This is a genomic window from Burkholderia sp. MSHR3999 (assembly GCF_000833595.1).
GTDB classification, from domain to species: Bacteria; Pseudomonadota; Gammaproteobacteria; order Burkholderiales; family Burkholderiaceae; genus Burkholderia; species Burkholderia ubonensis.
Genome location: NZ_JRFO01000002.1, coordinates 89,941 through 116,011 on the forward strand (window position 1 = coordinate 89,941; position 26,071 = coordinate 116,011).

A 26,071-nucleotide genomic window follows, 5' to 3' on the forward strand; every position below is an offset into this window, starting at 1 on the left:
CAACGGTTTTCAGGCGCAGGAGGAGACTCGCCCGATGCGCCGGATGGTCAAATCGAACGGCTGTTCGTGACCTGATATGAGAAACGGGCGGCCGCGATGGCCGCCCGTTTCGGCACGCAGGCACGCGGGGGCGACCCGCGTGCGGCGATCAGCCGGCGCGCTGATGCTGCTTGAACGCGAGCCGGAACCGGTGCAGCAGCGGCTCGGTGTAGCCGCTCGGTTGCGCGGTGCCCTGCAGCGCGAGCGCGCACGCGGCCTTGAACGCATACGACGCATCGAAATCGGGCGCCATCGGCCGGTAGTTCGCGTCGCCGGCGTTCTGCTGGTCGACGACGCGCGCCATCCGCTTGAACACGCCGAGCACGAAGTCCTCGGTGATCACGCCATGGCGCAGCCAGTTCGCGATGTGCTGGCTCGAGATGCGCAGCGTCGCGCGGTCTTCCATCAGGGCGACGTTGTTGATGTCGGGCACCTTCGAGCAGCCGACGCCCTGCTCGACCCAGCGCACGACGTAGCCGAGGATGCCCTGCGCGTTGTTCTCGACCTCGCGCAGGATCTCGGCTTCGCTCCATTCGGCGCGCTCGACGACCGGGATCGTCAGCAGCCCTTCGAGCAGCGCGTCGCGCTCGCTCTCGTACGGAATCTTCTCGAGTTCCTGCTGGACGGCCTGCACGTCGACCAGGTGGTAGTGCAGCGCATGCAGCGTCGCGGCGGTCGGCGACGGCACCCACGCGGTGTTCGCGCCCGCGCGCGGATGGCCGATCTTCTGTTCGAGCATCGCGTGCATCAGGTCCGGCATCGCCCACATGCCCTTGCCGATCTGCGCGCGGCCGCGCAGCCCGGCGGCGAGGCCGGCGAGCACGTTGTTGCGTTCGTACGCGGTGATCCACGCCGACGTCTTCATGTCGCCCTTGCGGATCATCGGGCCCGCTTCCATCGACGAGTGCATCTCGTCGCCGGTGCGGTCGAGGAAGCCCGTGTTGATGAACGCGACGCGCGCGGCGGTGGCCGCGATGCACGCGGCGAGGTTCACGCTGGTGCGGCGCTCCTCGTCCATGATGCCCATCTTCAGCGTGTTGCGCGGCAGGCCGTACAGGTCTTCGATGCGCGCGAACAGCGTGTCGGAGAACGCGACTTCCACGGGGCCGTGCATCTTCGGCTTCACGATGTAGATCGAGCCCGTGCGCGAGTTGCGCTTCGACTTCAGGTCGTGCAGCGCGCACAGCGTCGTGACGACGCCGTCGAGGATGCCTTCCGGAATCTCGTGGCCGTCGCGGTCGAGCACCGCGCCGTTGGTCATCAGGTGGCCGACGTTGCGGATGAACAGCAGCGAGCGGCCGTGCAGCGTCAGCGTGCCGCCGGCGGGCGTCGTGTAGTCGCGGTCGGCGTTCAGGCGGCGCGTGAAGGTCTTGCCGCCCTTCGCCACTTCCTCGACGAGCGTGCCCTGCATCAGGCCGAGCCAGTTGCGGTACAGCTGCACCTTGTCGTCCGCATCGACCGCGGCGACCGAATCCTCGCAGTCGATGATCGTGCTGACCGCCGCTTCGAGCACGACGTCCTTCACGTTCGCGACGTCGGCGCGGCCGATCGGCGCCGACGCGTCGATCTGGATCTCGATGTGCAGGCCGTTGTGCTTCAGCAGGATCGCCGACGGCGCGTCGGGCGCGCCCTGGTAGCCGGCGAATTGTTCCGGCTGCGCGAGATGCGTGACGCCCGCGTTGGTCTCGACGGCGAGCCGGCCGTCCTGCACGCGGTAGCGCAGCGCGTCGCGGTGCGAGCCGCGCGCGAGCGGCGCCGCGTTGTCGAGCACGCCGCGCGCATAGTCGATCACGCGCTGGCCGCGCGTCGGGTTGTAGGCCGCGGTGCGTTCCGCGCCGTTGTCCTCGGGCAGTGCATCGGTGCCGTACAGCGCGTCATACAGGCTGCCCCAGCGCGCGTTCGCGGCATTCAGCGCATAGCGCGGAATCGACAGCGGCACGACGAGCTGCGGGCCGGCTTGCTGCGCGATTTCGCTGTCGACGTTCTCGGTGGCGGCCGCGACGCTCGCGGGCGCGGGCACCAGGTAGCCGATCTGCTCGAGGAACGCGCGATACGCGGCATGGTCGCGCACCGGGCCGGGGTGCGCGCGGTGCCACGTATCGAGTTCCTGCTGCAGGCGGTCGCGTTCCGCGAGCAGTTCGCGGTTGCGCGGCGCGAGGTCGTGCACCAGCGCGGAGAAGCCGCGCCAGAATGCCGCCTTGTCGATGCCGGTGCCCGGCAGCGCTTCGTTTTCGATGAACTGGCTCAGCGCATCCGCGACTTGCAGTCCGTCATGGTCGATCATCGTGAGTCCTCCCGGGGAAAGATGGGGCGCGCGCGGCCAGCGCAAGCCCGTTGTTATTAGCGAGGCCCTATGCCGCGACGCTTTGCAGGCCGGCGCGGGCGATCTGCGCGTCCTGTTCGGACTTTACGCCAGACACGCCGATTGCGCCCGCGACCTGGCCGTCGACCGTCACGGGCACGCCGCCTTCGAGCAAGCCCGCAATCGGCACGCTCAGGAAGGCGGTGCGGCCGCCGTTGATCATATCCTCATACGCTTTCGTCTCGCGCCGGCCGAGCGCGGCGGCGCGCGCCTTTTCCTGCGCGACGTACGCGCTCGCGGGCGACGCGCCGTCGAGCCGCATGAGCGCGAGCGGGTGGCCGCCGTCGTCGACGACGGCGATCGTCACGGCCCAGCCGTGGCGTTCGGCTTCCGCGCGGGCGGCGGCCAGCATGCGGTCCGCGTCGGCGCATTCGAGTACGGGTCTGGTTTGCATGGCGGTTGCTCCGGAATCAGTTGACTTGGGGGTGTCGAACGTTCGCTCCAGTGCGCACGGGCGGGCGGCCCGCGCCATGCCGATCAGTCTGGCAGCCGATGCGGGCGGTGACAATCAGGTCTGGCCGCGGGCCGGTTGCGCGTTTCTTGACGCGCGTCACGGGCCGCCGGTCGCGCACGGTCGTCCCGCATGCGAATATGTCACAATGTGAGCTATTTTCGCGTGACCTGTCGCGAGACGATCCGATGCGTCACCGTTTCTGCATGGAGGACGTCGCATGTCACATCAGACCCGTGGCGAAGCCGGCCCGGCGCCGGTCGACGCGCAGCGCGACGCGCTGCTCGCGGTGCTGGACGAGCTGCTGGAAGCGGAGCGCGCGGGCGCGCGTCGCGTCCGAGACGGCGGCCGAGATCCACGATCCCGAGCTCCACCGGCTGGTCGCGGGCATCCGCCTGGACGAGGCGCACTGGTGCAGCGTGCTCGTCGACGCGATCAGGTCGCTGAACGCGACGCCGACCCGCAAGACCGGCGCGTTCTACGAGAAGGCGATGGCGATCGACGACCTGGCCGAGCGGATGGCGTTCCTGAACCGCGGCCAGCGCTGGGTCGTGCGCAAGCTGCAGGCGCTGTTGCCGACGCTGGACAATCCCGAGATCCATCACGCGCTGACGTTGATGCTCGTGTCGCACGAGAAGAACATCGGGCACGTCGACGCGCGCTTGCGCGAAGGACATCAGGCCCCCCCGCCGTAAACCTCCCGCGCCACCGCGCGCAGCGCGTCGACCATCACCGTCGCCGCCGGCGAATACAGCCGGTCCGTGCGCGTGATGAGCCCGAAATCGTCCATCCGGCAATCCATCTCCAGCGGCAGCATCGCGACGATGCCGTGCGCCGCGTAATAGCGCGCGACTTCGTCCGCGAGCACCGCGATCATGTCGCTCTGCTCCAGCACGCGCGTGATGAACAGCAGCGCGGCCGTTTCCACCACGTTCGCCGGCGGCGCGAGGCTCGCGCGCTGGAACATCAGCTCGAAGCGATGCCGCAGCACGCTGCCGGCCGGCGGCACGACCCAGGCGGCGCGCTGCACGTCGGCGAGCGCGAGCGGCGCGCGCGCGAGCAGCGGATGCCCGGGCCGCACGACCGCGGCGACCGGCTCGCCGGTCAGCGGCTCGTAGCGCAGGTGCAGCTTGTCGTGTTCCGCGGACAGCCGGCCGAGCACGACGTCGAGCTTGTCCTGCGCGAGACGTTCGAGCAGCACGTTGCTCGTGTCGATCTCGACGGACACGTGGATGCCCGCATGCGTGCCCTTCACGGCGGCGACGGCCGGCGGCACGACGCGCAGGCCCGGCGACGTGATCGCGCCGACCGCGACGTGCCCGAGGCGCCCGGCCTTCAGCGCGGCGAGCTCCTCACGGGCCTGGTCGAGGCTGCCGAGCGCCGCGCGCGCGTGGCGGATCAGCGCGTCGCCGTACAGCGTCGGCCGCATCCCGCGCGGCAGGCGCTCGAACAGCACCGCGCCGATGGTCTCCTCCAGCTCGCGCAGCAGCTTCGACGCGGCCGGCTGCGTCATGTTCAGCGCGGCCGCCGCGCGATGGATGCCGCCTTCGTCGGCGAGTGCGACGACCAGCAGCAACTGGCGCGTCTTCAGACGGGTGCGGGGTTCCCACGGGCTGGAATCGGGCATCGTACGGGTTTATATCTATGTCGAAAGTGATATGGCAGACGTTGAAAACGTCATTAGCAAGTTATCAGAATTCTTCCTAGACTGCGCCGATATCCCCGTCTCACACAGGACAGACGATGTCGGCAACCAAGCCCAAGCTGCGCTCCGCCCAATGGTTCGGCACGACGGACAAGAACGGCTTCATGTACCGGAGCTGGATGAAGAACCAGGGCATCCCCGATCACGAATTCGACGGCCGGCCGATCGTCGGCATCTGCAATACGTGGTCCGAACTGACGCCGTGCAACGCGCACTTCCGCAAGCTCGCGGAGCACGTGAAGCGCGGCGTCCACGAGGCGGGCGGCTTTCCGGTCGAGTTTCCGGTGTTCTCGAACGGCGAATCGAACCTGCGGCCGTCCGCGATGCTCACGCGCAACCTCGCGTCGATGGACGTCGAGGAGGCGATCCGCGGCAACCCGATCGACGCGGTCGTGCTGCTCGCGGGCTGCGACAAGACCACGCCCGCGCTGCTGATGGGCGCCGCGAGCTGCGACGTGCCGGCGCTCGTCGTGTCCGGCGGCCCGATGCTGAACGGCAAGCTCGACGGCAAGGACATCGGCTCCGGCACCGCCGTGTGGCAGCTGCACGAAGCGCTGAAGGCGGGCGAGATCGATCTGCATCGCTTCCTGTCGGCGGAGGCCGGCATGTCGCGCTCGGCCGGCACCTGCAACACGATGGGCACCGCGTCGACGATGGCGTGCCTGGCCGAAGCGCTCGGCGTCACGCTGCCGCACAACGCGGCGATTCCGGCCGTCGATGCGCGGCGCTACGTGCTCGCGCACATGTCGGGCATCCGCATCGTCGAGATGGCGCTCGAAGGGCTCACGCTGTCGAAGGTGCTGACGCGCGCCGCATTCGAGAACGCGATCCGCGCGAACGCGGCGATCGGCGGCTCGACCAACGCGGTGATCCACCTGAAGGCGATCGCGGGGCGGCTCGGCGTGCCGCTCGAGCTCGAGGACTGGATGCGCATCGGCCGCGATACGCCGACGATCGTCGACCTGATGCCGTCGGGCCGCTTCCTGATGGAGGAGTTCTACTACGCGGGCGGCCTGCCGGCGGTGCTGCGCCGCCTCGGCGAAGGCGGGCTGCTGCCGCATCCCGATGCGCTGACCGTCAACGGCAGGACGCTGTGGGACAACGTGCGCGACGCGCCGAACTACGACGACGAGGTGATCCGCCCGCTCGACCGGCCGCTGATCGCGGATGGCGGCATCCGCGTCCTGCGCGGCAATCTCGCGCCGCGCGGCGCGGTGCTCAAGCCGTCGGCGGCGAGCCCCGAGCTGCTGAAGCATCGCGGCCGCGCGGTCGTGTTCGAGAACTTCGACCACTACAAGGCCGCGATCGACGACGAAGCGCTCGACGTCGACGCGAGCTCGGTGCTGGTGCTGAAGAACTGCGGGCCGCGCGGTTATCCGGGGATGGCCGAGGTCGGCAACATGGGCCTGCCGCCGAAGCTGCTGCGGCAGGGCGTGAAGGACATGGTGCGGATCTCCGACGCGCGGATGAGCGGCACCGCGTACGGCACGGTCGTGCTGCACGTCGCGCCGGAGGCGGCGGCGGGCGGCCCGCTCGCGGCGGTGCGCAGCGGCGACTGGATCGAACTCGACTGCGACGCGGGCACGCTGCATCTCGACGTCAGCGACGAGGAGCTGGCGCGCCGGCTGTCGGACGTCGACCCGGCCGCCGCGCCCGGCGTCGCCGGGCAGCTCGGCAAGGGCGGCTATGCGCGGCTGTACATCGACCACGTGCTGCAGGCCGACGAAGGCTGCGACCTCGACTTCCTGGTCGGCCAGCGCGGCGCGGCGGTGCCGAGCCATTCGCATTGAGCGTGCCTGCCTGACCGGAACCCGAACCATGACCTCCAGCCGTTCCCCGCGTTACCGCGGCATCTTCCCCGTCGTCCCGACGACCTTCACCGAGACCGGCGCGCTCGATCTCGCGAGCCAGAAACGCGCGGTCGATTTCATGATCGATGCCGGCGCCGACGGGCTGTGCATCCTCGCGAACTTCTCCGAGCAGTTCGCGCTGGCCGACGACGAGCGCGACGTGCTCGCGCGCACGATCGTCGAGCACGTCGCCGGCCGCGTGCCGGTGATCGTGACGACGTCGCACTACAGCTCGGACGTGTGCGCCGCGCGCAGCCGGCATGCGCAGGCGCTCGGCGCGTCGATGGTGATGGCGATGCCGCCGTACCACGGCGCGACGTTCCGCGTGCCCGAGCCGCGGATCTTCGAGTTCTTCGCGCGCGTGTCGGACGCGCTCGACATCCCGATCATGATCCAGGACGCGCCGGCGAGCGGCACCGCGCTGCCTGCGCCGTTTCTCGCGCGGATGGCGCGCGAGATCGAGCAGGTCGCGTACTTCAAGATCGAGACGCCGGGCGCGGCGAACAAGCTGCGCGAGCTGATCCGGCTCGGCGGCGACGCGGTCGAGGGGCCGTGGGACGGCGAGGAGGCGATCACGCTGCTCGCCGACCTGAACGCGGGCGCGACCGGCGCGATGACGGGTGGCGCGTATCCGGACGGGCTGCGGCCGATCCTCGTCGCGCATCGCGAAGGGCGCATCGACGACGCCTATGCGCGCTACGCGCAATGGCTGCCGCTGATCAATCACGAGAACCGCCAGGCGGGGCTGCTGGCCGCGAAGGCGCTGATGCGCGAAGGCGGCGTGATCGCGTGCGAGCGCGCGCGCCATCCGCTGCCGGAGCTGCATCCGGACACCCGCGCCGAACTGGTCGCGATCGCGCGCCGGCTCGACCCGCTGGTGCTGCGCTGGGCGCGCTGAAGCGGACCGGCGAGCGGCTGCCGAGCATGCCGCGAATGCCGACGATGCCGCATCGCCGCCGAGCACGACATCGATACCGACACCTACACCACGGTCGACGACGACCCGTACCCAGAGGAGACACGACATGACCCGCACGATTCGCCGACTGACCCTGCGCGCCGCGCTCGCGGCGCTGTGCCTCGCGCCGCTCGGCATGCCGGGCGCCGCCCGCGCCGACGCGCCGCTGAAGATCGGCTTCCTGGTGAAGATGCCCGAGCAGGCGTGGTTCATCAACGAGCAGAATGCGGCCGCCACGCTCGGCCAGAAGGAGAACTTCTCGGTCGTGAAGATCGGCACGCCCGACGGCGAGAAGACGCTCGCGGCGATCGACAACCTCGGCTCGCAGGGCGCGCAGGGCTTCGTGATCTGCGCGCCCGACGTGCGGCTCGGGCCGGCGATCGCGGCGCGCGCGAAGCGCTACAACATGAAGTTCGTGACCGTCGACGACCAGCTCGTCGATTCGTCGGGCAAGCCGCTCGCGAACGTCCCGCATCTCGGGATGTCGGCGATCAAGATCGGCAACCAGGTCGGCCAGGCGATCGCCGACGAGATGAAGCGGCGCGGCTGGAAGCCGGAGGAGGTCGGCGCGCTGCGCGTGACCAACTACGAGCTGCCGACCGCGAAGCTGCGCACCGACGGCGCGACGCAGGCGCTGCTCGCGAACGGCTTCCGCAAGGAGAACATCTTCGACGCGCCGCAGAAGACGACCGACGACGAAGGCGGCTTCAGCGCGGCCGCGCCGGTGCTCGCGCGGCATCCGAACGTGAAGAAGTGGGTGGTCTACGCGCTGAACGAGGAGACCGTGCTCGGCGCGGTGCGCGCGACCGAGCAATTGCACATCCCGGCCGCGGACGTGATCGGCGTCGGCATCAACGGCGCGGGCGAGGCGTTCGCCGAATTCCAGAAGAAGGAGCCGACCGGCTTCTACGGCACGATCGCGGTCAGCTCGACGAATCACGGCAAGGACAGCGCGCAGAACCTCGTCGACTGGATCCGCAACGGCAAGACGCCGCCCGCCGACACGCAGACGAGCGGCAAGCTGATGACGCGCGGCAACTGGCAGGCCGTGCGCGCCGAGCTGGGCATCTGACGACGGCCGGCGAGGACGCGATGACGACGGACACGATTACGCGGCCCGACGCCGTGACCACCCGCGATGCGCTGCTGGCGCTCGACGGCATCACGGTGAGCTTCCCGGGCGTGCGTGCGCTCGACGCGGTGTCGCTGTCGGTGCGCGCGGGCGAGGTGCACGGGCTGATGGGCGAGAACGGCGCGGGAAAGTCGACGCTGCTGAAGGTGCTGTCGGGCGTGAACCAGCCGCAGGCCGGCACGCTGACGCTGAACGGCGTCGCGCAGCGCTTCGCGTCGACGCGCGCGGCGCTGGAGGCCGGCATCGCGATCATCTACCAGGAGCTGCATCTGGTGCCCGAGCTGACGGTCGCGGAAAACCTGATGCTCGGGCAACTGCCGAGCCGGCTCGGCGTGGTCGACGCGCGCACGCTGGTCGCGCGGGCGACGCGCGAGCTCGAACGGCTCGGCGAGCGCATCGACCCGAACACGCCGGTCAAGCACCTGTCGATCGGGCAGCGCCAGATGATCGAGATCGGCAAGGCGCTGATGCGCGACGCGCGCGTGATCGCGTTCGACGAGCCGACCAGCTCGCTGTCCGCGCGCGAGACCGCGCAGCTGTTCCGGATCATCCATGCGCTGCGCGCGGACGGCCGCGCGATCATCTACGTCACGCACCGAATGGAAGAGGTCTACACGCTGTGCGACCGCGTGACGGTGTTTCGCGACGGCCGGCGCATCGAGACCTTCGAATCGGTCGACGGGCTCGACCGCGACCGGCTGATCGGCAGCATGGTCGGCCGCTCGATTGCGGACGTATACGGCTACCGGCCGCGCGCGGCGGGCGACGTGCTGATCGAGGCGAACGGGCTGATGGGGCCCGGGCTGTCCGAGCCCGTGTCGTTCAGCGCGCGCCGCGGCGAGATCGTCGGGTTCTTCGGGCTCGTCGGCGCGGGGCGTTCGGAGCTGATGAAGCTGCTGGCCGGCGCGGCGCGCCCGAGCGCGGGCCACGTCGCGCTGCGCGGGCGGCGCGTCGCGTTCGCGAGCCCGCGCGACGCGGTGCGCGCCGGCGTCGCGCTGTGCCCGGAGGACCGCAAGCAGGACGGCATCGTCGCGATCGCGTCGGTGGCCGACAACCTGAACATCAGCGCGCGCCGGCATTTCAGCCCCGCGCGCGTGCTGCTCGCGCCGCGCAAGGAGCGCGAGCTCGCACGGCGCTACATCGAGCGCCTCGCGATCAAGACCCGCGACGGCGACACGCCGATCGGCGCGCTGTCGGGCGGCAACCAGCAGAAGGTGGTGCTCGCGCGCTGGCTCGCGGAGCGCATCGACGTGTTCCTGATGGACGAGCCGACGCGCGGCATCGACGTCGGCGCACGCGCGGAAATCTACAACCTGTTCTACGAACTCGCGGAAGCGGGGCGCACGGTGATCCTCGTGTCGAGCGATCTCGCCGAGGTGATCGGCGTGTCGGACCGCATCGTCGTGATGAAGGAAGGGCGGATTGCCGGCTGCGTGGCGAAGGCGCAGGCCAGCCCCGATGCGCTGATCAGGCTCGCGCTGCCGCGCTAGCGGCGCGAAAGCAGGACCGAAGCGAAACGTGAACGGAAACGAGTAACGACATGAGCCAAGCCATGCAACCTCAAGGCACTTCCCCTTCCCCCGACACGCCTGCGCCGGCGGCGCGCCCGCGCGGCGGCGCGTGGGACCTGATCAACCGCTCCGGCATCGTGATGGTGTTCGTCGTGCTGTTCGCGACGCTGTCGCTGACCGTGCCCGACTTCCTCACGCCCCGCAACATCCAGGGCCTGCTGCTGTCGGTCACGCTGATCGGCTCGATCGCCGTGACGATGATGTTCGTGCTCGCGCTCGGCGAAGTCGACCTGTCGGTCGCGTCGATCGTCGCGTTCTCGGGCGTCGTCGCGTCGACGCTGATCACCGCGACGCACAGCGTGCTGCTCGGCATCGTCGCCGGCGTGCTCGCGGGCGGCGCGGTCGGGCTCGTCAACGGCGTGCTGATCGCGCGCTGGCGGATCAACTCGCTGATCGTCACGCTCGCGATGATGGAGGTGGTGCGCGGCCTCGCGTTCATCACGTCGAACGGCGACGCGGTGATGATCTCCGAGGAGCGCTTCTTCGAGCTCGGGTCGGGCGCGTTCCTCGGCATCTCGTATCCGATCTGGAGCAACATCGTCGGCTTCGTCGTGTTCGGCTTCCTGCTGCGCAAGACGGTGTTCGGCAAGAACGTGCTGGCCGTCGGCGGCAACGGGGAGGCGGCGCTGCTCGCGGGGCTGCCGGTGATGCGCATCAAGGTCACGGTGTTCGTGCTGCAGGGGCTCGTCACCGGTTTCGCGGGCGTGATGCTCGCGTCGCGGATGAGCCTCGGCGACCCGAAGACGTCGGTCGGCCTCGAGCTCGGCGTGATCTCCGCGTGCGTGCTCGGCGGCGTGTCGCTGACGGGCGGCGTCGCGACGATCTCCGGCGTGCTCGTCGGCGTGCTGATCATGGGGTCCGTGCAGGACGCGATGAGCCTGCTGAACGTGCCGACGTTTTACCAATATCTGATACGGGGCGGCATTCTGTTGCTCGCGGTGCTGTTCGACCAGTATCGTCGCAATCAGCGGCGTGCGATGCGGGTCTGACGGCGGGGCCGGATGCTGTCGGGGCGGCTGCGCGCGAATACAGGCAGACATTCTGGAGACAGCATGCAACAGCAGATTCAGGCGGCGCGGGCGACGCTGCTGGTGGACAGCCGCAACACGCTCGGCGAGGGCGCGACGTGGTGCGATGCGACGCACGCGTTGTACTGGACGGACATCGAAGGCGCGCAGCTTTGGCGATGCCGCGCCGACGGCACGGGCGCGACGCACTGGCCGATGCCCGAGCGGCTCGCGTGCTTCGCGCTGACGGACGAGCCGGACGTGCTGCTCGTCGGGCTCGCGACGCATCTCGCGTTCCTCGACTTGCGCACGGAGACGTTCACGCGGATCGTCGACGTCGAGCCCGAGCTGCCGACGCGGCTCAACGACGGCCGCTGCGATCCGCACGGCGCGTTCGTGTTCGGGATGAAGGACGAAGGCGGTGAGCCGCCGCGCGCGGTCGGCGGGTTCTATCGGCTCAATGCAGACCTCGCACTCGAACGGCTCGCGTTGCCGCCGGCGGCGATCGCGAACAGCATCGCGTTTTCGCCGGACGGTTCGAAGATGTATTTCTGCGACTCAGCTACGCGCGAGATTTTTGTTTGCGACCATCGCGCGGACGGCGGCGTCGCGAACGTGCGGTCGTTCGCGCGCCTGACCGACGCGGACGGCGACCCGGACGGCTCGACGATCGATCGCGACGGCGGGCTGTGGAACGCGCAGTGGGGCGGAAGGCGGGTGGTGCGTTACGGGCCGGACGGTGTCGAAACGGAGCGCATCGCCGTGCCGACCGCGCAGCCGAGCTGCGTGGCGCTCGACGACGCAGGCCGCCTGTACGTGACGAGCGCACGCGTCGGGCTGAGCGATGCCGCGCTTGCGAATGACGCGCATGCCGGCGGCGTGTTCGTTACGCAGACGCGATACGCGGGCTTGCCGGCCGCGCGATTCCCGTTCAAGCGTATGGTGCGCGGCTGACGGCGAGAACCGCACGCGCGTGCTGGTAAGATGGCCCGCAATTTCATCCGGCCCGCGCCATGAGCACTGCACCGACCAAGTCCGCGAATTCCAGGAACGCGAAGAACGCCGTCCGCGCCGCGGGCGACAAGCCGAAGGCGCGCACGCCGCAGCGCCTCACCTACGTGATCGGCAGCCTCGACCGGCTGCTGCGCCGTCACATGACCGACGCGCTCGCGCCGCTCGGCATCACGCTCGCGCAGTACACGGCGCTGTCGGTGCTCGAGGCGCGCGGCGCATCGTCGAACGCGCAGCTCGCCGAGCGCTCGTTCATCACGCCGCAATCGGCGAACGAGGTGATGAGCGTGATGGCGGCTCGCGGCTTCGTCACGCGCGAAGCCGATCCGTCGCACGGCCGCGTGATCCTGCTGACGCTGACCGACGAAGGCGCGGCGATGCTGCGCGAATGCGAGGCCGTGCTGCGCCCGCTCGAAAGCCAGATGCTCGGCGAACTCCCCGCCGACGACGCCGCGCACGTGCAGCGCGCACTCGAAGTGTTCGTCCGCAACCTGCGCGGCTGACGTACCCGACCCCACGAAACCGCCGGTCGTTCGCTGTCCCGGATATCCCCGACAGGACACCCGATCCGGGTTTACACCGGCGTTCTTGTCGCTTGCAATATCAGGTAGCCTGATATTAAATGAAGCCGTTCGCAGCAGAGGCGCTGCGCACCGAATCGGCACTGGAACACATCACAGGAACAGACATGAGCAAGTACGAGAACCGCTGGCAGACCGTCGAGGTAAAAGTGGAGGCAGGCATCGCGTGGGTGACGCTGAACCGTCCGGACAAGCGCAACGCGATGAGCCCGACGCTCAACCAGGAGATGCTGCAGGTGCTCGACGCGATCGAGTTCGACGACGACGCGAAGGTGCTCGTGCTGACCGGCGCGGGCGCCGCGTGGACGGCCGGCATGGATCTGAAGGAGTACTTCCGCGAAATCGACGGCGGCCCGGACGCGCTGCAGGAGAAGGTGCGGCGCGACGCGTCGGAATGGCAATGGCGGCGCCTGCGGATGTACGGCAAGCCGACGATCGCGATGGTGAACGGCTGGTGCTTCGGCGGCGGCTTCTCGCCGCTCGTCGCGTGCGATCTCGCGATCGCGGCCGACGAAGCGGTGTTCGGCCTGTCGGAGATCAACTGGGGCATCCCGCCGGGCAACCTCGTCAGCAAGGCGATGGCGGATACCGTCGGGCATCGCCGCGCGCTGCACTACATCATGACGGGCGACACGTTCACCGGCGTCGAGGCGGCGGACATGGGCCTCGTGAACCGCAGCGTGCCGCTCGCCGAACTGCGCGACGCGACGATCGCGCTCGCCGCGCGCCTGATCGACAAGAACCCGGTCGTGCTGCGCGCGGCGAAGCACGGCTTCAAGCGGTCGCGGGAACTGACGTGGGAGCAGTGCGAGGATTACCTGTACGCGAAGCTCGATCAGGCGCAATTGCGCGACCCGGAGCGGGGCCGCGAGCAGGGGCTCAAGCAGTTCCTCGACGACAAGGCGATCAAGCCCGGGCTGCAGGCGTACAAGCGCTGATCGATACTGCCACGCAGGCATGGGACTGGAGACACCAATGACCGACAGACAGATGCTGATCGGCGGCGAATGGTGCGCGGCACGCGACGGGCGCACCTTCGACCGCTTCAATCCGGCGACCGGCGCGCTCGCGTCGCGTGCGCCGGCCGCGGGCGCCGCCGACGTCGACGCGGCGGTCGACGCCGCGCACCGCGCGTTTCCCGCCTGGGCCGCGCTCGCGCCGACCGAGCGCCGCCGGCTGCTGCTGAAGGCGGCGGACCTGATGGACGCGCGCGTCGACGCCTTCATCGCGACCGGCGTCGCGGAAACCGGCGCGACGCCGGGCTGGTACGGCTTCAACGTGACGCTCGCGGCGAACATGCTGCGCGAGGCGGCCGCGATGACGACGCAGATCGACGGCGACGTCATCCCGTCCGACGTGCCCGGCAATCTCGCGCTCGCGATGCGCGTGCCGTGCGGCGTCGTGCTCGGCATCGCGCCGTGGAATGCGCCGGTGATCCTCGGCACCCGCGCGCTCGCGATGCCGCTCGCGTGCGGCAACACGGTCGTGCTGAAGGCGTCCGAGGCGTGCCCCGGCGTGCACGCGCTGATCGGCGCGGTGCTGCACGACGCGGGGCTCGGCGCGGGCGTCGTCAACGTGGTCACGCACGCGGCGGACGACGCGCCGGAACTCGTCGAGCGGCTGATCGCGCATCCGCACGTGAAGCGTGTCAACTTCACCGGCTCGACGCACGTCGGGCGCATCGTCGCGCGCCACGCGGCGGCGCACCTGAAGCCGGTGCTGCTCGAACTCGGCGGCAAGGCGCCGGTGCTCGTGCTCGACGACGCGGATCTCGACGCCGCCGTCGACGCGATCGCGTTCGGCGCATTCTTCAACCAGGGGCAGATCTGCATGTCGACCGAGCGCGTGATCGCCGCGCGGCCGGTCGCGGACGCGCTCGTCGAGCGGCTCGCCGCGAAGGCGCGCACGCTCGTCGCCGGCGATCCGCACGCGGGCCATGCGCTCGGCACGATGGTCGATGCGCGCGCTGCCGCCCGCGCGGCGGCGCTCGTCGAGGATGCGCGCCTGCACGGCGCGCGCCTGCCGCTCGGCTGCCGGATCGACGGCGCGGTGATGCAGCCCGCGATCGTCGACGGCGTGACGCCGCACATGCGCCTGTATCGCGAGGAATCGTTCGCGCCGGTCGTCGCGATCCTGCGCGCGGACAACGACGACGACGCGGTCGCGCTCGCGAACGACAGCGAGTTCGGGCTCGCGGCGAGCGTGTTCAGCCGCGACGTCGCGCGCGCGCTGGCGGTCGCGCGGCGGATCGAATCGGGGATCTGCCACATCAACGGCCCGACCGTGCACGACGAAGCGCAGATGCCGTTCGGCGGCGTGAAGGCGAGCGGCCATGGCCGCTTCGGCAGCCGTGCGTCGATCGCCGAATTCACCGAGCTGCGCTGGATCACCGTGCAGACCGCGCCGCGCCACTACCCGATCTGAGAGGGAAACGATGAACGCATCGATGACCTCGCACGCCACGGATCGCAACGCCGGCGGCGCGCGCTATCGCGCGGTGGCGGTCGCGCAGGGCGACACCGACATCCATCGTGACGGCGACGGCACCTGGCGGCTGCACGCGCTCGAACCGCTCGGCGCGTATCCGGAGCGCCTCACCGATTGCCTCGCGAACGGCGCGCACGCGCATCCGGACCGCGTGCTCGCCGCGCGCCGCAGCGAAGACGGCCGCTGGATCGAGATCACGTACGCGCAGATGTTCGAGCGCGCCCGTGCGCTCGGGCAGGGCCTCGCCGATCTCGGGCTGTCGGCCGAGCGGCCGCTCGCGGTGCTGTCCGGCAACGATCTCGAACACCTGCAGCTGATGTTCGCGGCGATGCTGGCCGGCGTGCCGTATGCGCCGATCTCGCCCGCGTATTCGCTCGTATCGACCGACTACGGCAAGCTGCGCCACACGCTCGGCGTGCTGCGGCCGGGCGCGGTGTTCGTCGCCGACGGCGACGCGTTCGCGCGCGCGCTCGACGCGGCGCTGCCGGCCGACGCGACGCTGATCGTCGCGCAAAGCAGCCAGGCGGATGCCCGGCGCGACGCCGTGCCGTTCGCGCACCTGCTCGACACCGTGCCGCGCACGATCGACCTGATCCACGAGACGGTCGGCCCCGATCACATCGCGAAGATCCTGTTCACGTCGGGCTCGACGAAGCAGCCGAAGGCCGTGCCGACCACGCACCGGATGCTGTGCAGCAACCAGCAGATGCTGCGCCAGACGATGCCGGAACTGACGCGCGAGCCGCCGGTGCTGGTCGACTGGCTGCCGTGGAACCACACGTTCGGCGGCAGTCACAACCTCGGCATCGCGCTGTACAACGGCGGCACGCTGTACCTGGACGACGGACGCCCGGTGCCGGGCCGTTTCGACGAGACCGTGCGCAACCTGCGCGAGATCGCGCCGACGATCTACTTCAACGTGCCGAAGGGCTGGGAGGAGCTGACCGCCGCGCTCGAACGCGACGCCGCGTTGCGCGACACGTTCTTCTCGCGCGTGAAGCTGTTCTTCTTCGGCGGCGCGGGGCTGTCGCAAGCGGCATGGGACCGCCTCGACCGCGTGGCCGAAGCGCATTGCGGCGAACGCATCCGGATCATGGCGGGCCTCGGAATGACGGAGACGTCGCCGTCGTGCCTGTTCACGACCGGCCCGCTGATGCGCTCGGGCTACATCGGCCTGCCCGCGCCCGGCTGCGACGTGAAGCTCGCGCCGTGCGGCGGCAAGCTCGAACTGCGCTTCAAGGGGCCGAACGTGATGCGCGGCTACTGGCACGCGGACGTCGATCCGCGCGACGTGTTCGACGACGAAGGCTATTACCGCAGCGGCGACGCGGCGACGTTCGCCGATCCGGCGCGGCCCGAGCTCGGCCTGCAGTTCGACGGCCGGCTGACCGAGGACTTCAAGCTGAGCACGGGCACCTTCGTCAGCGTCGGGCCGTTGCGTGCGCACGCGGTGTCGACCGGCGCGCCTTACGTGCAGGATGTGGTCGTGACGGGGCTCAATCGCGACGACATCGGCCTGCTGGTGTTTCCGCGCGTCGACGCGTGCCGTGCGCTGGCCGGGCTCGGCGGCGATGCGGCGGTGGCCGACGTGCTGCGTGCGCCCGCCGTGCGCGCGGCGTTCGCCGCGTGGCTCGAACGGCTCAACCGTGGCGCGACCGGCAGCTCGACGTTCGTCGCGCGCATCCGCTTGATGGAGTCGCCGCCGTCGCTCGATCTCGGCGAAGTCACCGACAAGGGCTCGCTGAACCAGGCGGCCGTGCAGCAGCATCGCGCGGCGGTGATCGAGGCGCTTTACGACGCGACGGCCGGCGATCCGGCGGCCGGCGACCCGGATGTGATCCACGCTTGAGCATTGGCCGGTCGGGTGAGCTGCCGACCGGTTTTTTTCGACTACATAATCAGGCAGCCTGATAAAGGCCGTCGTTCGATCAGGAGACAGCGCGTTCGTCGGCCTCTGGCCGGCGGCGGATGCGCACGTGGGATTTGCATAGGACTGGAGACAAAATGAACACCTATGTTGCAGAGAAGCCGGCGATCGCGACGACCCTCGCGCTGTGCTTCGCGATCGCGTTGCTCGAAGGGCTCGACCTGCAGTCGGTCGGCGTCGCCGCGCCGCGCATGGCGCACGAATTCGGGCTCACGGTGTCGCAGATGGGCGTCGCGTTCAGCGCGGGCACCTTCGGCCTGCTGCCCGGCGCGATGCTCGGCGGCCGGCTCGCGGACCGGTTCGGCCGCAAGCGCGTATTGATCGCGTCGGTCGCGCTGTTCGGGTTGCTGTCGATCGCCACTGCGCAGGCATCGAGCTTCGCGATGCTCGTGGTCGTGCGCGTGCTGACCGGCATCGGGCTCGGCGGCGCGATGCCGAACCTGATCGCGCTGTCGTCCGAAGCAGTCGAGCCGCGCGCGCGCAGCAGCGCGGTCGCCGCGATGTACTGCGGCATTCCGTTCGGCGGCGTGATCGCGTCGCTGATCGGCGTGCTGCTCGCCGGCGACGCCGAGTGGCGCCACATCTTCTACGTCGGCGGCGTGGGGCCGCTGCTGCTCGTGCCGCTGCTGATCGGCCTGCTGCCCGAGTCGCGCGCGTATCTCGGCGTCGCCGGCGCGGAGCGCGCGAGCGTCGCGCACACGCTGTTCGGCGGCGGTCGCACGCTGTCCACGCTCGCCCTGTGGGTCAGTTATTTCTGCACGCTGATCGTCCTGTACTTCCTGCTGAACTGGCTGCCGTCGCTGATGGCGGCGCGCGGGCTGGACCGCGCGCACGTCGGCCTCGTGCAGATCGCGTTCAACGTCGGCGGCGGGCTCGGCGCGCTCGGCATCGGCGCGGCGATGGACCGGATGCGCGCGACGCGCGTCGTCGGCGGCATGTATGCGGGCATCGTGCTGTCGCTCGCCGCGCTCGCGGCCGCGCCGGGTTTCGCGTCGCTCGCGGCGGCCGCGTTCGCGGCCGGCATGTTCGTGATCGGCGGCCAGTCGGTGCTGTATGCGCTCGCCGCGATCTACTACCCGACCGCGATGCGCGGCACCGGCGTCGGCACCGCGGTCGCGGTCGGCCGGCTCGGCTCCGTCGTCGGGCCGCTCGCCGCCGCGCAACTGCTCGCGATGGGCCGCAGCGCGCCGGTCGTGATCGGCGCGAGCATCCCCGTCACGCTCGTTGCCGCCGTGGCCGCGTGGCTGCTGATCGGGCGGCCGCAGGCGGGCGACTGAATTTCGTTTCATCCACGAGCGCCATCAGAGCGCGACATCAACACAGGTTCGGAGACACCATCATGAAGAACACCCAGGCCCTGCTGGCGGCCGGCGCATGCGCGCTGGCCGCGGCGAGCGCGCATGCGCAGTCGAGCGTGACGCTGTACGGGATCATCGACACCGGCATCGAATACGTGTCGCACGCGAACGCGGCCGGCGACCACGTCGTGCGCATGCCCGCCGTGACGGGCGAGCTGCCGTCGCGCTGGGGCCTGCGCGGCACCGAGGATCTCGGCGGCGGCTACCAGGCGGTGTTCGTGCTCGAGAGCGGCTTCAACGTGCGCGGCGGCGATCTCGGCCAGGGCGGCCGGCTGTTCGGCCGGCAGGCGTTCGTCGGGCTGAAGAGCGGCTTCGGCACGCTCGCGTTCGGCCGCCAGTACATGATGACCTACCTCGCGCTGCAGGGCGCCGACATCGTCGGCCCGGACATCTACGGCCTCGGTTCGCTCGACGCCTACGTGCCGAACGGCCGCGCGGACAACGCGGTCACGTACACGGCGAATTACAAGGGCTTCACGTTCGGCGCCGGTTATTCATTCGGCCGCGACGGCGCGGGCACCGGCAATTCGCCGGGGCAGGGCACGTGCGCGGGGCAGGTGCCGGGCCACGCGGTCGAATGCCGCGACTGGTCGGTGATGCTCAAGTACGACAGCGCGCTGTTCGGCGTTGCCGCGTCGTACGAGGAGCAGCGCGGCGGCGCGAACGCGGCGGCGAACTTCTTCGACGGCGTGGCGCCCGCCGCTTTCACGACCAGCGCGGACAAGGATGCGCGCACGCACGTCAGCGGCTACGTGAACGTCGGCCATGCCCGCATCGGCGCGGGCTGGCTCGGGCGGCGCGTGACGACCGAAGCGCCTGCCGCGCCGGGCGCACGCTCGGACCTGTTCTTCGTCGGTGCGTCGTATGCGTTCACGCCGCTGTTCACCGTCGACGGCCAGGGCTACCGGATCGTCAACACCGCGCACGATACGCGCGCGACGATGGCGACGCTGCGCGCCACTTACGCGTTGTCGAAGCGCACGTCGGTCTACGCGCAGACCTCGTATCTGTGGAACAGCGCGCACGCGCGCTATGCGGTCAGCGGCGGCGGCCCCGGCACGACGCCCGGCGCAGGGATGAACCAGCTCGGCGCGATGGTCGGCGTCAAGCATCTGTTCTGAGCCACATTCCTGACGAAACGGAGACACCGTGAACAAATCCGTACTCCTTTGCGTTGCGCCGCTGTCCGCCGCGATCCTCGCCGGCTGCGGCGGCGACGATTCGATCTCGCCGGCTTCCCCGCATTTGAGCGCCGCGACGCCGGCCGCGATGACGCAGACCTGCGACGCGCTCGCCGCGCGGCTCGCGTATGCGAACACGACGTTCACGTCGGTGACGACCGCCGCCGCGGGCGCGCTGACGGTGGCCGGCAAGCCGATCGCCGAGCACTGCGTGATTGCCGGGAAGATGAACGAGCGCGTGAGCCCCGTGGACGGCAAGACCTATGCGATCGGCTTCGAGATGCGCCTGCCGAAGGCGTGGAACGGCCGTTTCTTCTATCAGGCGAACGGCGGCCTCGACGGCAACGTGCTGACGGCGACCGGCGAGGTCGGCGGCGGCGGGCCGCTGACGAATGCGCTGAACCTGGGCTTCGCGGTGATCAGCTCGGATTCCGGGCACGGCGGCGCGCAGAACCCGCTGTTCGGGCTCGACCCGCAGGCGCGCCGCGACTACGGCTACGCGGCCGTCGATGCGCTGACGCCGATGGCGAAGCAGGTGATCCGCGTCGCCTACGGGAAGGGGCCGGACCGCAGCTATTTCGGCGGCTGCTCGAACGGCGGGCGTCACGCGATGGTGACGGCGGCGCGCAACGCGGCCGACTACGACGGGATCATTGCCGGCGATCCGGGCTTTCATCTGCCGAAGGCGGCGATCGGCGAGATGTATGGCGCGCAGCAGTTCGCGAAGATCGCGTCGGCGACCGGCGCGAACGGGCTGCCGGACCTTCGCAGCGGCTTCACCGACGCGGAGCGGCAGTTCGTCGGCGCGAAGATCGTCGAGAAATGCGACGCGCTCGACGGCGTCGCGGACGGCATGGTGCAGGATGTCGCTGCGTGCCAGGCGCATTTCAGCGTCGACGCCGACATCCCGACCTGCGCGAACGGCGCGCGCACCGGCGCGTGCCTGACGGGCGCGCAGAAGACGGCGCTCGCCAACGTGTTCGCGGGGGCACGCAACAGCGCGGGCGCGGCGCTGTATGCGAGCTTTCCGTACGATCCAGGCGTCGCCGGCAGCAACTGGGCTGCGTGGAAGCAGTCGAATTCGGTCACGCTCGACCCGGCCGCGATGGCGTTCACGTTCATGACGCCGCCGAAGCCCGCGGCGACGCTCGCGAACCTGCCGGGCTTCGCGCTCGGCTTCGACATGGATAACGACGCGCCGGCGATCTTCGCGACGAGCGGCGTGTATACAGAATCCGCGTGGTCGTTCATGACGCCGCCCGACGAGACGAATCTGTCGGCGCTGAAGGCGCGCGGCGCGAAGCTGCTCGTCTATCACGGCACCGGTGATCCGGTGTTTTCGTTCAACGACACGCGCGACTGGTATGCGCGGCTCGCGCAGGCGAATGGCGGGGATGCGTCGGATTTCGCGCGGTTCTATCCGGTGCCGGGGATGAATCATTGTTCGGGCGGGCCGGCGGCGGATCAGTTCGATATGTTGACGCCGCTGGTTGCGTGGGTGGAGCAGGGGCAGCCGCCGGAGGCGGTCGTCGCCACCGCGCGCGATGGGACGAATGCGATTCCGAATGCGGAAGTGCCGACGGCGTGGGGAGCGGGGCGGACGCGGCCGCTGTGTCCTTATCCGAAAGTGGCGCGGTATAGCGGGGCGGGGGAGGTGAATTCGGCGGGGAGTTTCAGTTGCCGTTGAGGTTGCCGCAAAGGCACTCCATGAGTGCCTTTTCTATCAACGGCTCGGTGAGAGTTCCGATAATGCTTTCGTGTCCCACTTTCCGTTAGCGAGTGCTCGATGAAGCATGCCAACGGTCAGCGTTTCCCGCTTAAACGTGTGCGGCTTCCTGAGTAGCTTCATCAGCAAGTGATAAAAAATCCCTTCGCCTTCCATCAGGAAGTAGTGGTGAAAATCGTAGTCGCCTCTGTCCACGCGAAACGCTTCAAAGAAACGCTGCATGAACAAATCGGCGTCATCCCCCTGCTGGCCTAAGTCATCCTCAACGGTTGATTCCCGAGTGATCACCTTTTTGGGAGATATGCAGGCTTCTTTCCTGACGAACGACTCAAGGTCTTCCCAACTGTAGTTTTCCATCAAAACACCCGGTCCTCAGGCGAGACAATGCGATTGTATCGAACGACAGTGTGATGTGCGATCTGATAGACATCGTTCGCCAGCAGCACCCAACCGACGCCCGGCACAGTCCGACCGACGAATGTGCTGAGTTTGTGCGTCAGAATCCAACGCAGCCTTTTCATGCTGTTCAAGGTGAATGTGGGCAGAACCTTCCTTTTCAGTTCATAGCGGAACACTGCGCGAGACATAACAGACGCCAGCGACGTTCCTTTGGTCGCGCCCAGCGGTTTAGCTCTGGTGGGCAGAATGGGAAGTCCCGACAAGATCAGGATGACGTACTCCACATCGTTAATGCCGAGCTGCTCGCAGGTTTGGTCAACGGCGATGAACAGGAAAAGCTCTGTAGGCTCCAGGCCCGTGTGCGTTCCGTAGTTGTAGGTGTTGCTCATTCGGCCCTCATGGTGATTATTATTTCAGCGCAAACGATCGTATCAAAGAACCGGACCGCTACATCTTCATGTGTGGCGAATAAGGGGGCGTCCCGCAGTCACGTGCACTGGCAGGGCGGCAAGATGGGATTGGGGAGCAGTCGCGCGACAGAGCGACTGCAATCTAAGCTGGGCAGGAGGACCTATCCGTCATTTTGTGGGCGAGGCATATCATGAGGGTTAAAAGTCATGGGTATGCCGATGAAGAAGAAGAGACGAACGGTGGCCTCGCAGGCAGCGGCCCGAGGGCCGCTGCCTGAACTGCCCAAGGAACTGCTGGACCAACTGGTCAAGGGGCCAATGACGCCGGCTGAGGTGCAGGACCTGATGCTGGCGTTCAACAAGGCGCTCATCGAACGCGCAATGGGCGCCGAGATGAATCTGCATCTGGGCCTATCAGCCGGGCCAGTCCAAGCCGCCCGGCCAGGCCAACGAACGCAACGGCGCCAGCGGCAAGACCGTCATCACCGATCGCGGCCCGGTCCGGGTCGAGGTGCCTCGTGACCGCGATGGCAGCTTCGAGCCGATCCTGATTCCCAAGCACGAACGCCGCTTCACCGGCTTCGACGAGCGCATCATCGCGATGTACGCGCGCGGCATGAGCGTGCGCGAGATTCAAGGGTTTCTGGCCGAGCACTACGGCACCGAAGTGTCGCCCGACTTCATCAGCTCGGTCACCGACGAGGTGATGGCCGAGGCGCTGAGCTGGCAGAGCCGCCCGCTCGAAACGATGTACCCGGTGGTGTTCTTCGATGCGCTGCGGGTCAAGATCCGCGACGACGGCGTGGTCAGCAACAAGGCGGTCTATCTGGCCTTGGGCATCCAGGCCGACGGCCAGCGCGACGTGCTGGGCCTCTGGATCGAGCAGACCGAGGGCGCCAAGTTCTGGCTCAAGGTGTTCAACGAACTGAAGACGCGCGGCTGCCAGGACATCCTGATCGCCGTGGTCGACGGCCTGAAGGGGCTGACCGAGGCCATCGGCGCCGCCTATCCCAGGACGGCGGTTCAGACCTGCATCGTGCATCTGATCCGCAACAGCCTGGAATATGCTGGCTGGAAGGACCGTAAAGCCGTGGCGCAGGCACTGCGCCCGATCTACGCGGCGGCCAGCGAAGGGGCGGCAAGTCAGGCGCTACAGGACTTCGCCGACGGCCCCTGGGGCGAGAAATACCCGACCATCGCGCAATCGTGGCAGCGCGCCTGGGAGCACGTCACACCGTTCTTCGTGTTTCCGCCGGAGATTCGACGGGTTGTGTACACGACCAACGCCATCGAAAGCCTGAACATGCAGTTGCGCAAGATCATCAAGACCCGCGGCCACTTCCCGAATGACGAGGCTGCCATCAAGCTGCTCTGGCTGGCGCTGCGCAACGTGCTGGCCAAGACCGTGCGGTCGGCCTTCGACTGGAAATCCGCCATGAACCAGTTTGCTATCCTGTTCGGTGAGCGGTTCACGCAGGCGCGTGGCTAACGATTTGTTCAACCGCCTCACCCACAAAAATGCGGACAGGTTCGGGCAGGATTACTCAGCGTCTGTAACAAGTGAGGCGACAAACAAAAAGTCCGCACGCGGGCTTTTTGTTTGAGCTTTTGTTCATCTTCTTCGGCCGCTTTGCTTCGTCCCGGCGGCTTACTCGTCTGTCTCGACTGGCACGTCAAGGCCGACCTTCACCCGCCCCATGCTCACTAGCGTCTTGAACCGCTTTACGTTGTTGTTCGAAAAGAACAGCTGCCGCGTGAGCGCGTTGTACTGATCCATATCCCGTACGGTGAGAATCAGCACGAAATCCCACTCACCCGTCACGTAGTAGCACTGCTGCACCTGCGGACACCGCTCGAAAGTCCGCTTCATCGCATCGATCTGGTCGATCTGCTCGCGCTCCATCTCGACGTTGACGACGATCGTCAGCGCATATCCAACCTTCTCCGGTGCGACGACGGCCGTGTAGCGCTCGATCACGCCGTCTTCCGCGAGGCGGCGCAGCCGCCGGTTCACAGCGGCCGTCGACAGGTTCACGCGCGCGCCCAGTTCGTTCTGGGGCGTCTGCGCATCCCGCTGGACTTCCATCAGCAGCTTGCGATCGAACGCATCGAGAGGGGTGGTCATGATTTCGCGTGAAGCCTCGCCAAAGTGAGAAATTGTTGCGCAAAGCCAGCTCAGTTGGGGATTTTATTAACCAGCCTGCGCAATATTATTTTGCTCATCGAGGGCGGGCGCAAGCTGCGCTTTCCCGATGCGACTCAACCGACGGACCTCTGCCGAGGCCGCCTCCACGGAGCAAGCCTGCCATGCTGATCGCCAATCCCAGGTCGTCACGCGCCCCTTATCCCGACGCGCTGCGGCGCGTGCTGAACATCGCGACCGCCGACGAAAGCGGCGCGTGGCTGTCGAACTGGCCTCTCCTCGGCGCCTCGCCGACGCCGTTGTGGGACCTGCCCGACACCGCCGCGCAACTCGGCGTCGCGCGGCTCGCGGTCAAGGACGAGTCGTTCCGCTCGCCGCTCGGCAGCTTCAAGGCGCTGGGCGCGCCGGTTGCGCTGCTGCGTCTGGTGAAGCGCCTGTGGCGCACGCACGACCTCGACCCGAAGGACCTGATCGCAGGCCGCCACGCGTCGCTGCTCGCCGGCCTGACCGTGATCAGCGCGACGGACGGCAATCACGGCAACGCGCTGGCCGCGGCGGCGCGCTCGATCGGCTGCCGCTGCGTGATCGTCCTGCATGCGAACGTCGGCGCCGAACGCGAGCGCGCGATCGCCGCGCACGGCGCGCAGATCGTGCGGATCGACGGCAACTACGACGAATCGGTCGTGCGCGCCGCGCAGCTCGCGCACGCAAACGGCTGGCACGTGGTGTCGGATACGTCATACGATGGTTACGAGGCGATTCCGCGCGACGTGATGCAGGGCTACGGCGTGATCGCGGCCGAACTCGTCGGCCAGGCGGCGGACACGCCCGGCGCGCCCGCGTTCACGCACGTGTTCCTGCAAGGCGGCGTGGGCGGACTGGCCGCCGGGTTCGCGAGCTATCTGTGGGAGCGTCATGGCGCGCGGCGGCCGCACTTCATCGTCGTCGAACCGCGGCAGGCCGATTGCCTGTACCAAAGCGCGCTCGCGGGCCGCGCGACGAAGGCGACCGGCGCCGTCGATTCGGTGATGGCCGGCCTTGCGTGCGGAGAAGCGTCGCCGCTCGCGTGGGATTTCCTCGAGCCGTGCATCGATCACTTCATGCTGATCGACGACGACGACGCGGTGCGCACGATGCGCCGCTTCGCGACGGGCACCGGCCGCGACGCGCCGCTCGTGATCGGCGAATCGGGCGCGGCCGGTCTCGCGGGGCTCGCCGCGCTGATGCGCGACCCCGAACATGCACGCGCGGCGGGGCTCGACGCCACGTCGCGCGTGCTCGCGATCAGCACCGAAGGGGCGACGGCGCCGTCGGTCTACCGGCAATGCGTCGGCGAATCGGCCGAAGCCGTGCTGGCGCGCCAGCGCGACTGGCTGGATCGCACGGCGGCCGCCGTCGCCGTGTAACCGGCATCGGCATCGACGAGGAGTTCGGGATGGAAAGCACGCTGCAAGGACAACTGAAGGCCTGGCGACAACACCTGCATCGCTATCCGGAGACCGGTTTCGACGAAGTGAAGACGTCCGACTTCGTCGCGACGATCCTGACGACGCTCGGGCTCGACGTGCATCGCGGGATCGGCGGCACGGGGCTCGTCGCGAGCCTGACGGTCGGCAACGGGGACGCGCTGGGCAACGGCGGCGTGCCGTTGCACAACGCGCGCTACGACTTCAACGACGAGATCCTGTCGATCGGCGCGCGGTATTTCGCGGAGCTTGCGCGGCTTGCGTTGCCGGTCGCGTGAGGGTCGTTTTTTAGCGTATCCGGTTGCAT

The 26,071-nt window shown here is 68.7% G+C and carries 20 protein-coding genes and 3 pseudogenes; 17 read left to right on the forward strand and 6 right to left on the reverse strand.

Annotation, left to right across the window (positions count from 1 at the left end; translation table 11 throughout):
- Positions 1-148 precede the first annotated feature (148 nt).
- Both KY49_RS11165 and KY49_RS11170 read right to left on the reverse strand, forming a co-directional pair.
- Complete coding sequence (locus KY49_RS11165; protein WP_042584745.1) at positions 149-2,323, reverse strand: malate synthase G; 2,175 nt, start codon at positions 2,321-2,323, stop codon at positions 149-151.
- A gap of 67 nt (positions 2,324-2,390) precedes the next feature.
- Positions 2,391-2,795 (reverse strand): GlcG/HbpS family heme-binding protein, encoded by a 405-nt coding sequence (locus KY49_RS11170; protein ID WP_042584746.1) that lies wholly within the window; start codon positions 2,793-2,795, stop codon positions 2,391-2,393.
- A 319-nt stretch (positions 2,796-3,114) separates the two neighbouring features.
- Here KY49_RS11170 and KY49_RS11175 point away from each other — a divergent pair.
- Positions 3,115-3,547 (forward strand): annotated as a pseudogene (locus KY49_RS11175) (DUF6306 domain-containing protein); the annotation flags it as partial.
- On the opposite strand, the gene KY49_RS11180 reads toward KY49_RS11175, so the two are convergent.
- The gene (locus tag KY49_RS11180) at positions 3,529-4,479 is read right to left on the reverse strand and encodes a LysR substrate-binding domain-containing protein (protein WP_042584747.1); all 951 of its coding nucleotides are present in this window, start codon (positions 4,477-4,479) and stop codon (positions 3,529-3,531) included. The pseudogene KY49_RS11175 and the gene KY49_RS11180 overlap by 19 nt on opposite strands.
- Before the next feature lie 116 nt (positions 4,480-4,595).
- On the opposite strand from KY49_RS11180, the gene KY49_RS11185 reads away from it, so the two are divergent.
- The 13 genes from KY49_RS11185 to KY49_RS11245 all read left to right on the forward strand — a co-directional run bounded on the left by KY49_RS11185 (position 4,596) and on the right by KY49_RS11245 (position 21,307).
- Positions 4,596-6,347, forward strand: coding sequence for an IlvD/Edd family dehydratase (locus KY49_RS11185; RefSeq protein ID WP_042584748.1), 1,752 nt, complete (start codon positions 4,596-4,598; stop codon positions 6,345-6,347).
- A 28-nt stretch (positions 6,348-6,375) separates the two neighbouring features.
- Complete coding sequence (locus tag KY49_RS11190) at positions 6,376-7,305, forward strand: dihydrodipicolinate synthase family protein (protein WP_042584749.1); 930 nt, start codon at positions 6,376-6,378, stop codon at positions 7,303-7,305.
- A 127-nt stretch (positions 7,306-7,432) separates the two neighbouring features.
- Positions 7,433-8,437: an arabinose ABC transporter substrate-binding protein gene (locus tag KY49_RS11195; protein ID WP_042584750.1), complete on the forward strand. Its 1,005-nt coding sequence runs from the start codon at positions 7,433-7,435 to the stop codon at positions 8,435-8,437.
- 20 nt (positions 8,438-8,457) lie between these two features.
- Entirely contained in the window at positions 8,458-9,987 is a 1,530-nt protein-coding gene (araG, locus tag KY49_RS11200) for an L-arabinose ABC transporter ATP-binding protein AraG (protein WP_042584751.1), read from the forward strand.
- 50 nt (positions 9,988-10,037) lie between these two features.
- Positions 10,038-11,057, forward strand: coding sequence for an L-arabinose ABC transporter permease AraH (gene araH, locus KY49_RS11205; RefSeq protein WP_042584752.1), 1,020 nt, complete (start codon positions 10,038-10,040; stop codon positions 11,055-11,057).
- Positions 11,058-11,120: 63 nt separating this feature from the next.
- A complete protein-coding gene (locus KY49_RS11210) occupies positions 11,121-12,029 on the forward strand; it encodes an SMP-30/gluconolactonase/LRE family protein (RefSeq protein ID WP_042584753.1) in 909 nt (302 codons plus the stop codon).
- A 59-nt stretch (positions 12,030-12,088) separates the two neighbouring features.
- Complete coding sequence (locus KY49_RS11215) at positions 12,089-12,589, forward strand: MarR family winged helix-turn-helix transcriptional regulator (RefSeq protein ID WP_042584754.1); 501 nt, start codon at positions 12,089-12,091, stop codon at positions 12,587-12,589.
- 185 nt (positions 12,590-12,774) lie between these two features.
- Positions 12,775-13,605, forward strand: coding sequence for a p-hydroxycinnamoyl CoA hydratase/lyase (locus tag KY49_RS11220; protein ID WP_010098467.1), 831 nt, complete (start codon positions 12,775-12,777; stop codon positions 13,603-13,605).
- A gap of 37 nt (positions 13,606-13,642) precedes the next feature.
- Positions 13,643-15,091 carry an aldehyde dehydrogenase gene (locus KY49_RS11225; RefSeq protein WP_042584755.1) on the forward strand — a complete coding sequence of 483 codons (1,449 nt, stop codon included), beginning with the start codon at positions 13,643-13,645 and terminating at the stop codon, positions 15,089-15,091.
- Between the two features lie 10 nt (positions 15,092-15,101).
- A complete protein-coding gene (locus KY49_RS11230; protein ID WP_042584756.1) occupies positions 15,102-17,003 on the forward strand; it encodes a feruloyl-CoA synthase in 1,902 nt (633 codons plus the stop codon).
- Positions 17,004-17,158: 155 nt separating this feature from the next.
- Positions 17,159-18,358: a 3-(3-hydroxy-phenyl)propionate transporter MhpT gene (mhpT, locus tag KY49_RS11235; protein ID WP_042584757.1), complete on the forward strand. Its 1,200-nt coding sequence runs from the start codon at positions 17,159-17,161 to the stop codon at positions 18,356-18,358.
- A 62-nt stretch (positions 18,359-18,420) separates the two neighbouring features.
- Complete coding sequence (locus KY49_RS11240) at positions 18,421-19,560, forward strand: porin (RefSeq protein WP_009916476.1); 1,140 nt, start codon at positions 18,421-18,423, stop codon at positions 19,558-19,560.
- A 28-nt stretch (positions 19,561-19,588) separates the two neighbouring features.
- Positions 19,589-21,307 (forward strand): tannase/feruloyl esterase family alpha/beta hydrolase, encoded by a 1,719-nt coding sequence (locus KY49_RS11245; RefSeq protein ID WP_042584758.1) that lies wholly within the window; start codon positions 19,589-19,591, stop codon positions 21,305-21,307.
- A 36-nt stretch (positions 21,308-21,343) separates the two neighbouring features.
- On the opposite strand, the gene KY49_RS11250 is transcribed toward KY49_RS11245, so the two are convergent.
- Both KY49_RS11250 and KY49_RS11255 read right to left on the reverse strand, forming a co-directional pair.
- Positions 21,344-21,703: a DUF1493 family protein gene (locus KY49_RS11250; protein ID WP_042584759.1), complete on the reverse strand. Its 360-nt coding sequence runs from the start codon at positions 21,701-21,703 to the stop codon at positions 21,344-21,346.
- The gene (locus KY49_RS11255) at positions 21,703-22,134 is read right to left on the reverse strand and encodes an STM2901 family protein (protein WP_042584760.1); all 432 of its coding nucleotides are present in this window, start codon (positions 22,132-22,134) and stop codon (positions 21,703-21,705) included. The genes KY49_RS11250 and KY49_RS11255 overlap by 1 nt, the downstream gene beginning before the upstream one ends.
- A gap of 234 nt (positions 22,135-22,368) precedes the next feature.
- Between KY49_RS11255 and KY49_RS11260 the strand changes: the two are divergent.
- A pseudogene (locus KY49_RS11260) lies at positions 22,369-23,644 on the forward strand (IS256 family transposase).
- Positions 23,645-23,803: 159 nt separating this feature from the next.
- On the opposite strand, the gene KY49_RS11265 reads toward KY49_RS11260, so the two are convergent.
- On the reverse strand, positions 23,804-24,280 hold the full coding sequence (locus tag KY49_RS11265) for an Lrp/AsnC family transcriptional regulator (protein ID WP_042584761.1): 477 nt from the start codon (positions 24,278-24,280) through the stop codon (positions 23,804-23,806).
- Between the two features lie 182 nt (positions 24,281-24,462).
- Between KY49_RS11265 and KY49_RS11270 the strand changes: the two genes are divergently transcribed.
- Positions 24,463-25,704 (forward strand): diaminopropionate ammonia-lyase, encoded by a 1,242-nt coding sequence (locus tag KY49_RS11270; RefSeq protein ID WP_042584762.1) that lies wholly within the window; start codon positions 24,463-24,465, stop codon positions 25,702-25,704.
- 29 nt (positions 25,705-25,733) lie between these two features.
- Positions 25,734-25,919, forward strand: a pseudogene (locus tag KY49_RS37075) (amidohydrolase); the annotation flags it as partial.
- Between the last annotated feature and the right edge of the window lie 152 nt (positions 25,920-26,071).

Excerpts from the sequence above, each read along its gene's own strand:
- KY49_RS11165 (WP_042584745.1), bottom strand. The coding sequence starts at position 2,323 with ATGATCGACCATGACGGACTGCAAGTCGCGGATGCGCTGAGCCAGTTC.
- KY49_RS11170 (WP_042584746.1), bottom strand. The coding sequence starts at position 2,795 with ATGCAAACCAGACCCGTACTCGAATGCGCCGACGCGGACCGCATGCTG.
- KY49_RS11180 (WP_042584747.1), bottom strand. The coding sequence starts at position 4,479 with ATGCCCGATTCCAGCCCGTGGGAACCCCGCACCCGTCTGAAGACGCGC.
- KY49_RS11185 (WP_042584748.1), top strand. The coding sequence starts at position 4,596 with ATGTCGGCAACCAAGCCCAAGCTGCGCTCCGCCCAATGGTTCGGCACG.
- KY49_RS11190 (WP_042584749.1), top strand. The coding sequence starts at position 6,376 with ATGACCTCCAGCCGTTCCCCGCGTTACCGCGGCATCTTCCCCGTCGTC.
- KY49_RS11195 (WP_042584750.1), top strand. The coding sequence starts at position 7,433 with ATGACCCGCACGATTCGCCGACTGACCCTGCGCGCCGCGCTCGCGGCG.
- araG (WP_042584751.1), top strand. The coding sequence starts at position 8,458 with ATGACGACGGACACGATTACGCGGCCCGACGCCGTGACCACCCGCGAT.
- araH (WP_042584752.1), top strand. The coding sequence starts at position 10,038 with ATGAGCCAAGCCATGCAACCTCAAGGCACTTCCCCTTCCCCCGACACG.
- KY49_RS11210 (WP_042584753.1), top strand. The coding sequence starts at position 11,121 with ATGCAACAGCAGATTCAGGCGGCGCGGGCGACGCTGCTGGTGGACAGC.
- KY49_RS11215 (WP_042584754.1), top strand. The coding sequence starts at position 12,089 with ATGAGCACTGCACCGACCAAGTCCGCGAATTCCAGGAACGCGAAGAAC.
- KY49_RS11220 (WP_010098467.1), top strand. The coding sequence starts at position 12,775 with ATGAGCAAGTACGAGAACCGCTGGCAGACCGTCGAGGTAAAAGTGGAG.
- KY49_RS11225 (WP_042584755.1), top strand. The coding sequence starts at position 13,643 with ATGACCGACAGACAGATGCTGATCGGCGGCGAATGGTGCGCGGCACGC.
- KY49_RS11230 (WP_042584756.1), top strand. The coding sequence starts at position 15,102 with ATGAACGCATCGATGACCTCGCACGCCACGGATCGCAACGCCGGCGGC.
- mhpT (WP_042584757.1), top strand. The coding sequence starts at position 17,159 with ATGAACACCTATGTTGCAGAGAAGCCGGCGATCGCGACGACCCTCGCG.
- KY49_RS11240 (WP_009916476.1), top strand. The coding sequence starts at position 18,421 with ATGAAGAACACCCAGGCCCTGCTGGCGGCCGGCGCATGCGCGCTGGCC.
- KY49_RS11250 (WP_042584759.1), bottom strand. The coding sequence starts at position 21,703 with ATGGAAAACTACAGTTGGGAAGACCTTGAGTCGTTCGTCAGGAAAGAA.
- KY49_RS11255 (WP_042584760.1), bottom strand. The coding sequence starts at position 22,134 with ATGAGCAACACCTACAACTACGGAACGCACACGGGCCTGGAGCCTACA.
- KY49_RS11265 (WP_042584761.1), bottom strand. The coding sequence starts at position 24,280 with ATGACCACCCCTCTCGATGCGTTCGATCGCAAGCTGCTGATGGAAGTC.
- KY49_RS11270 (WP_042584762.1), top strand. The coding sequence starts at position 24,463 with ATGCTGATCGCCAATCCCAGGTCGTCACGCGCCCCTTATCCCGACGCG.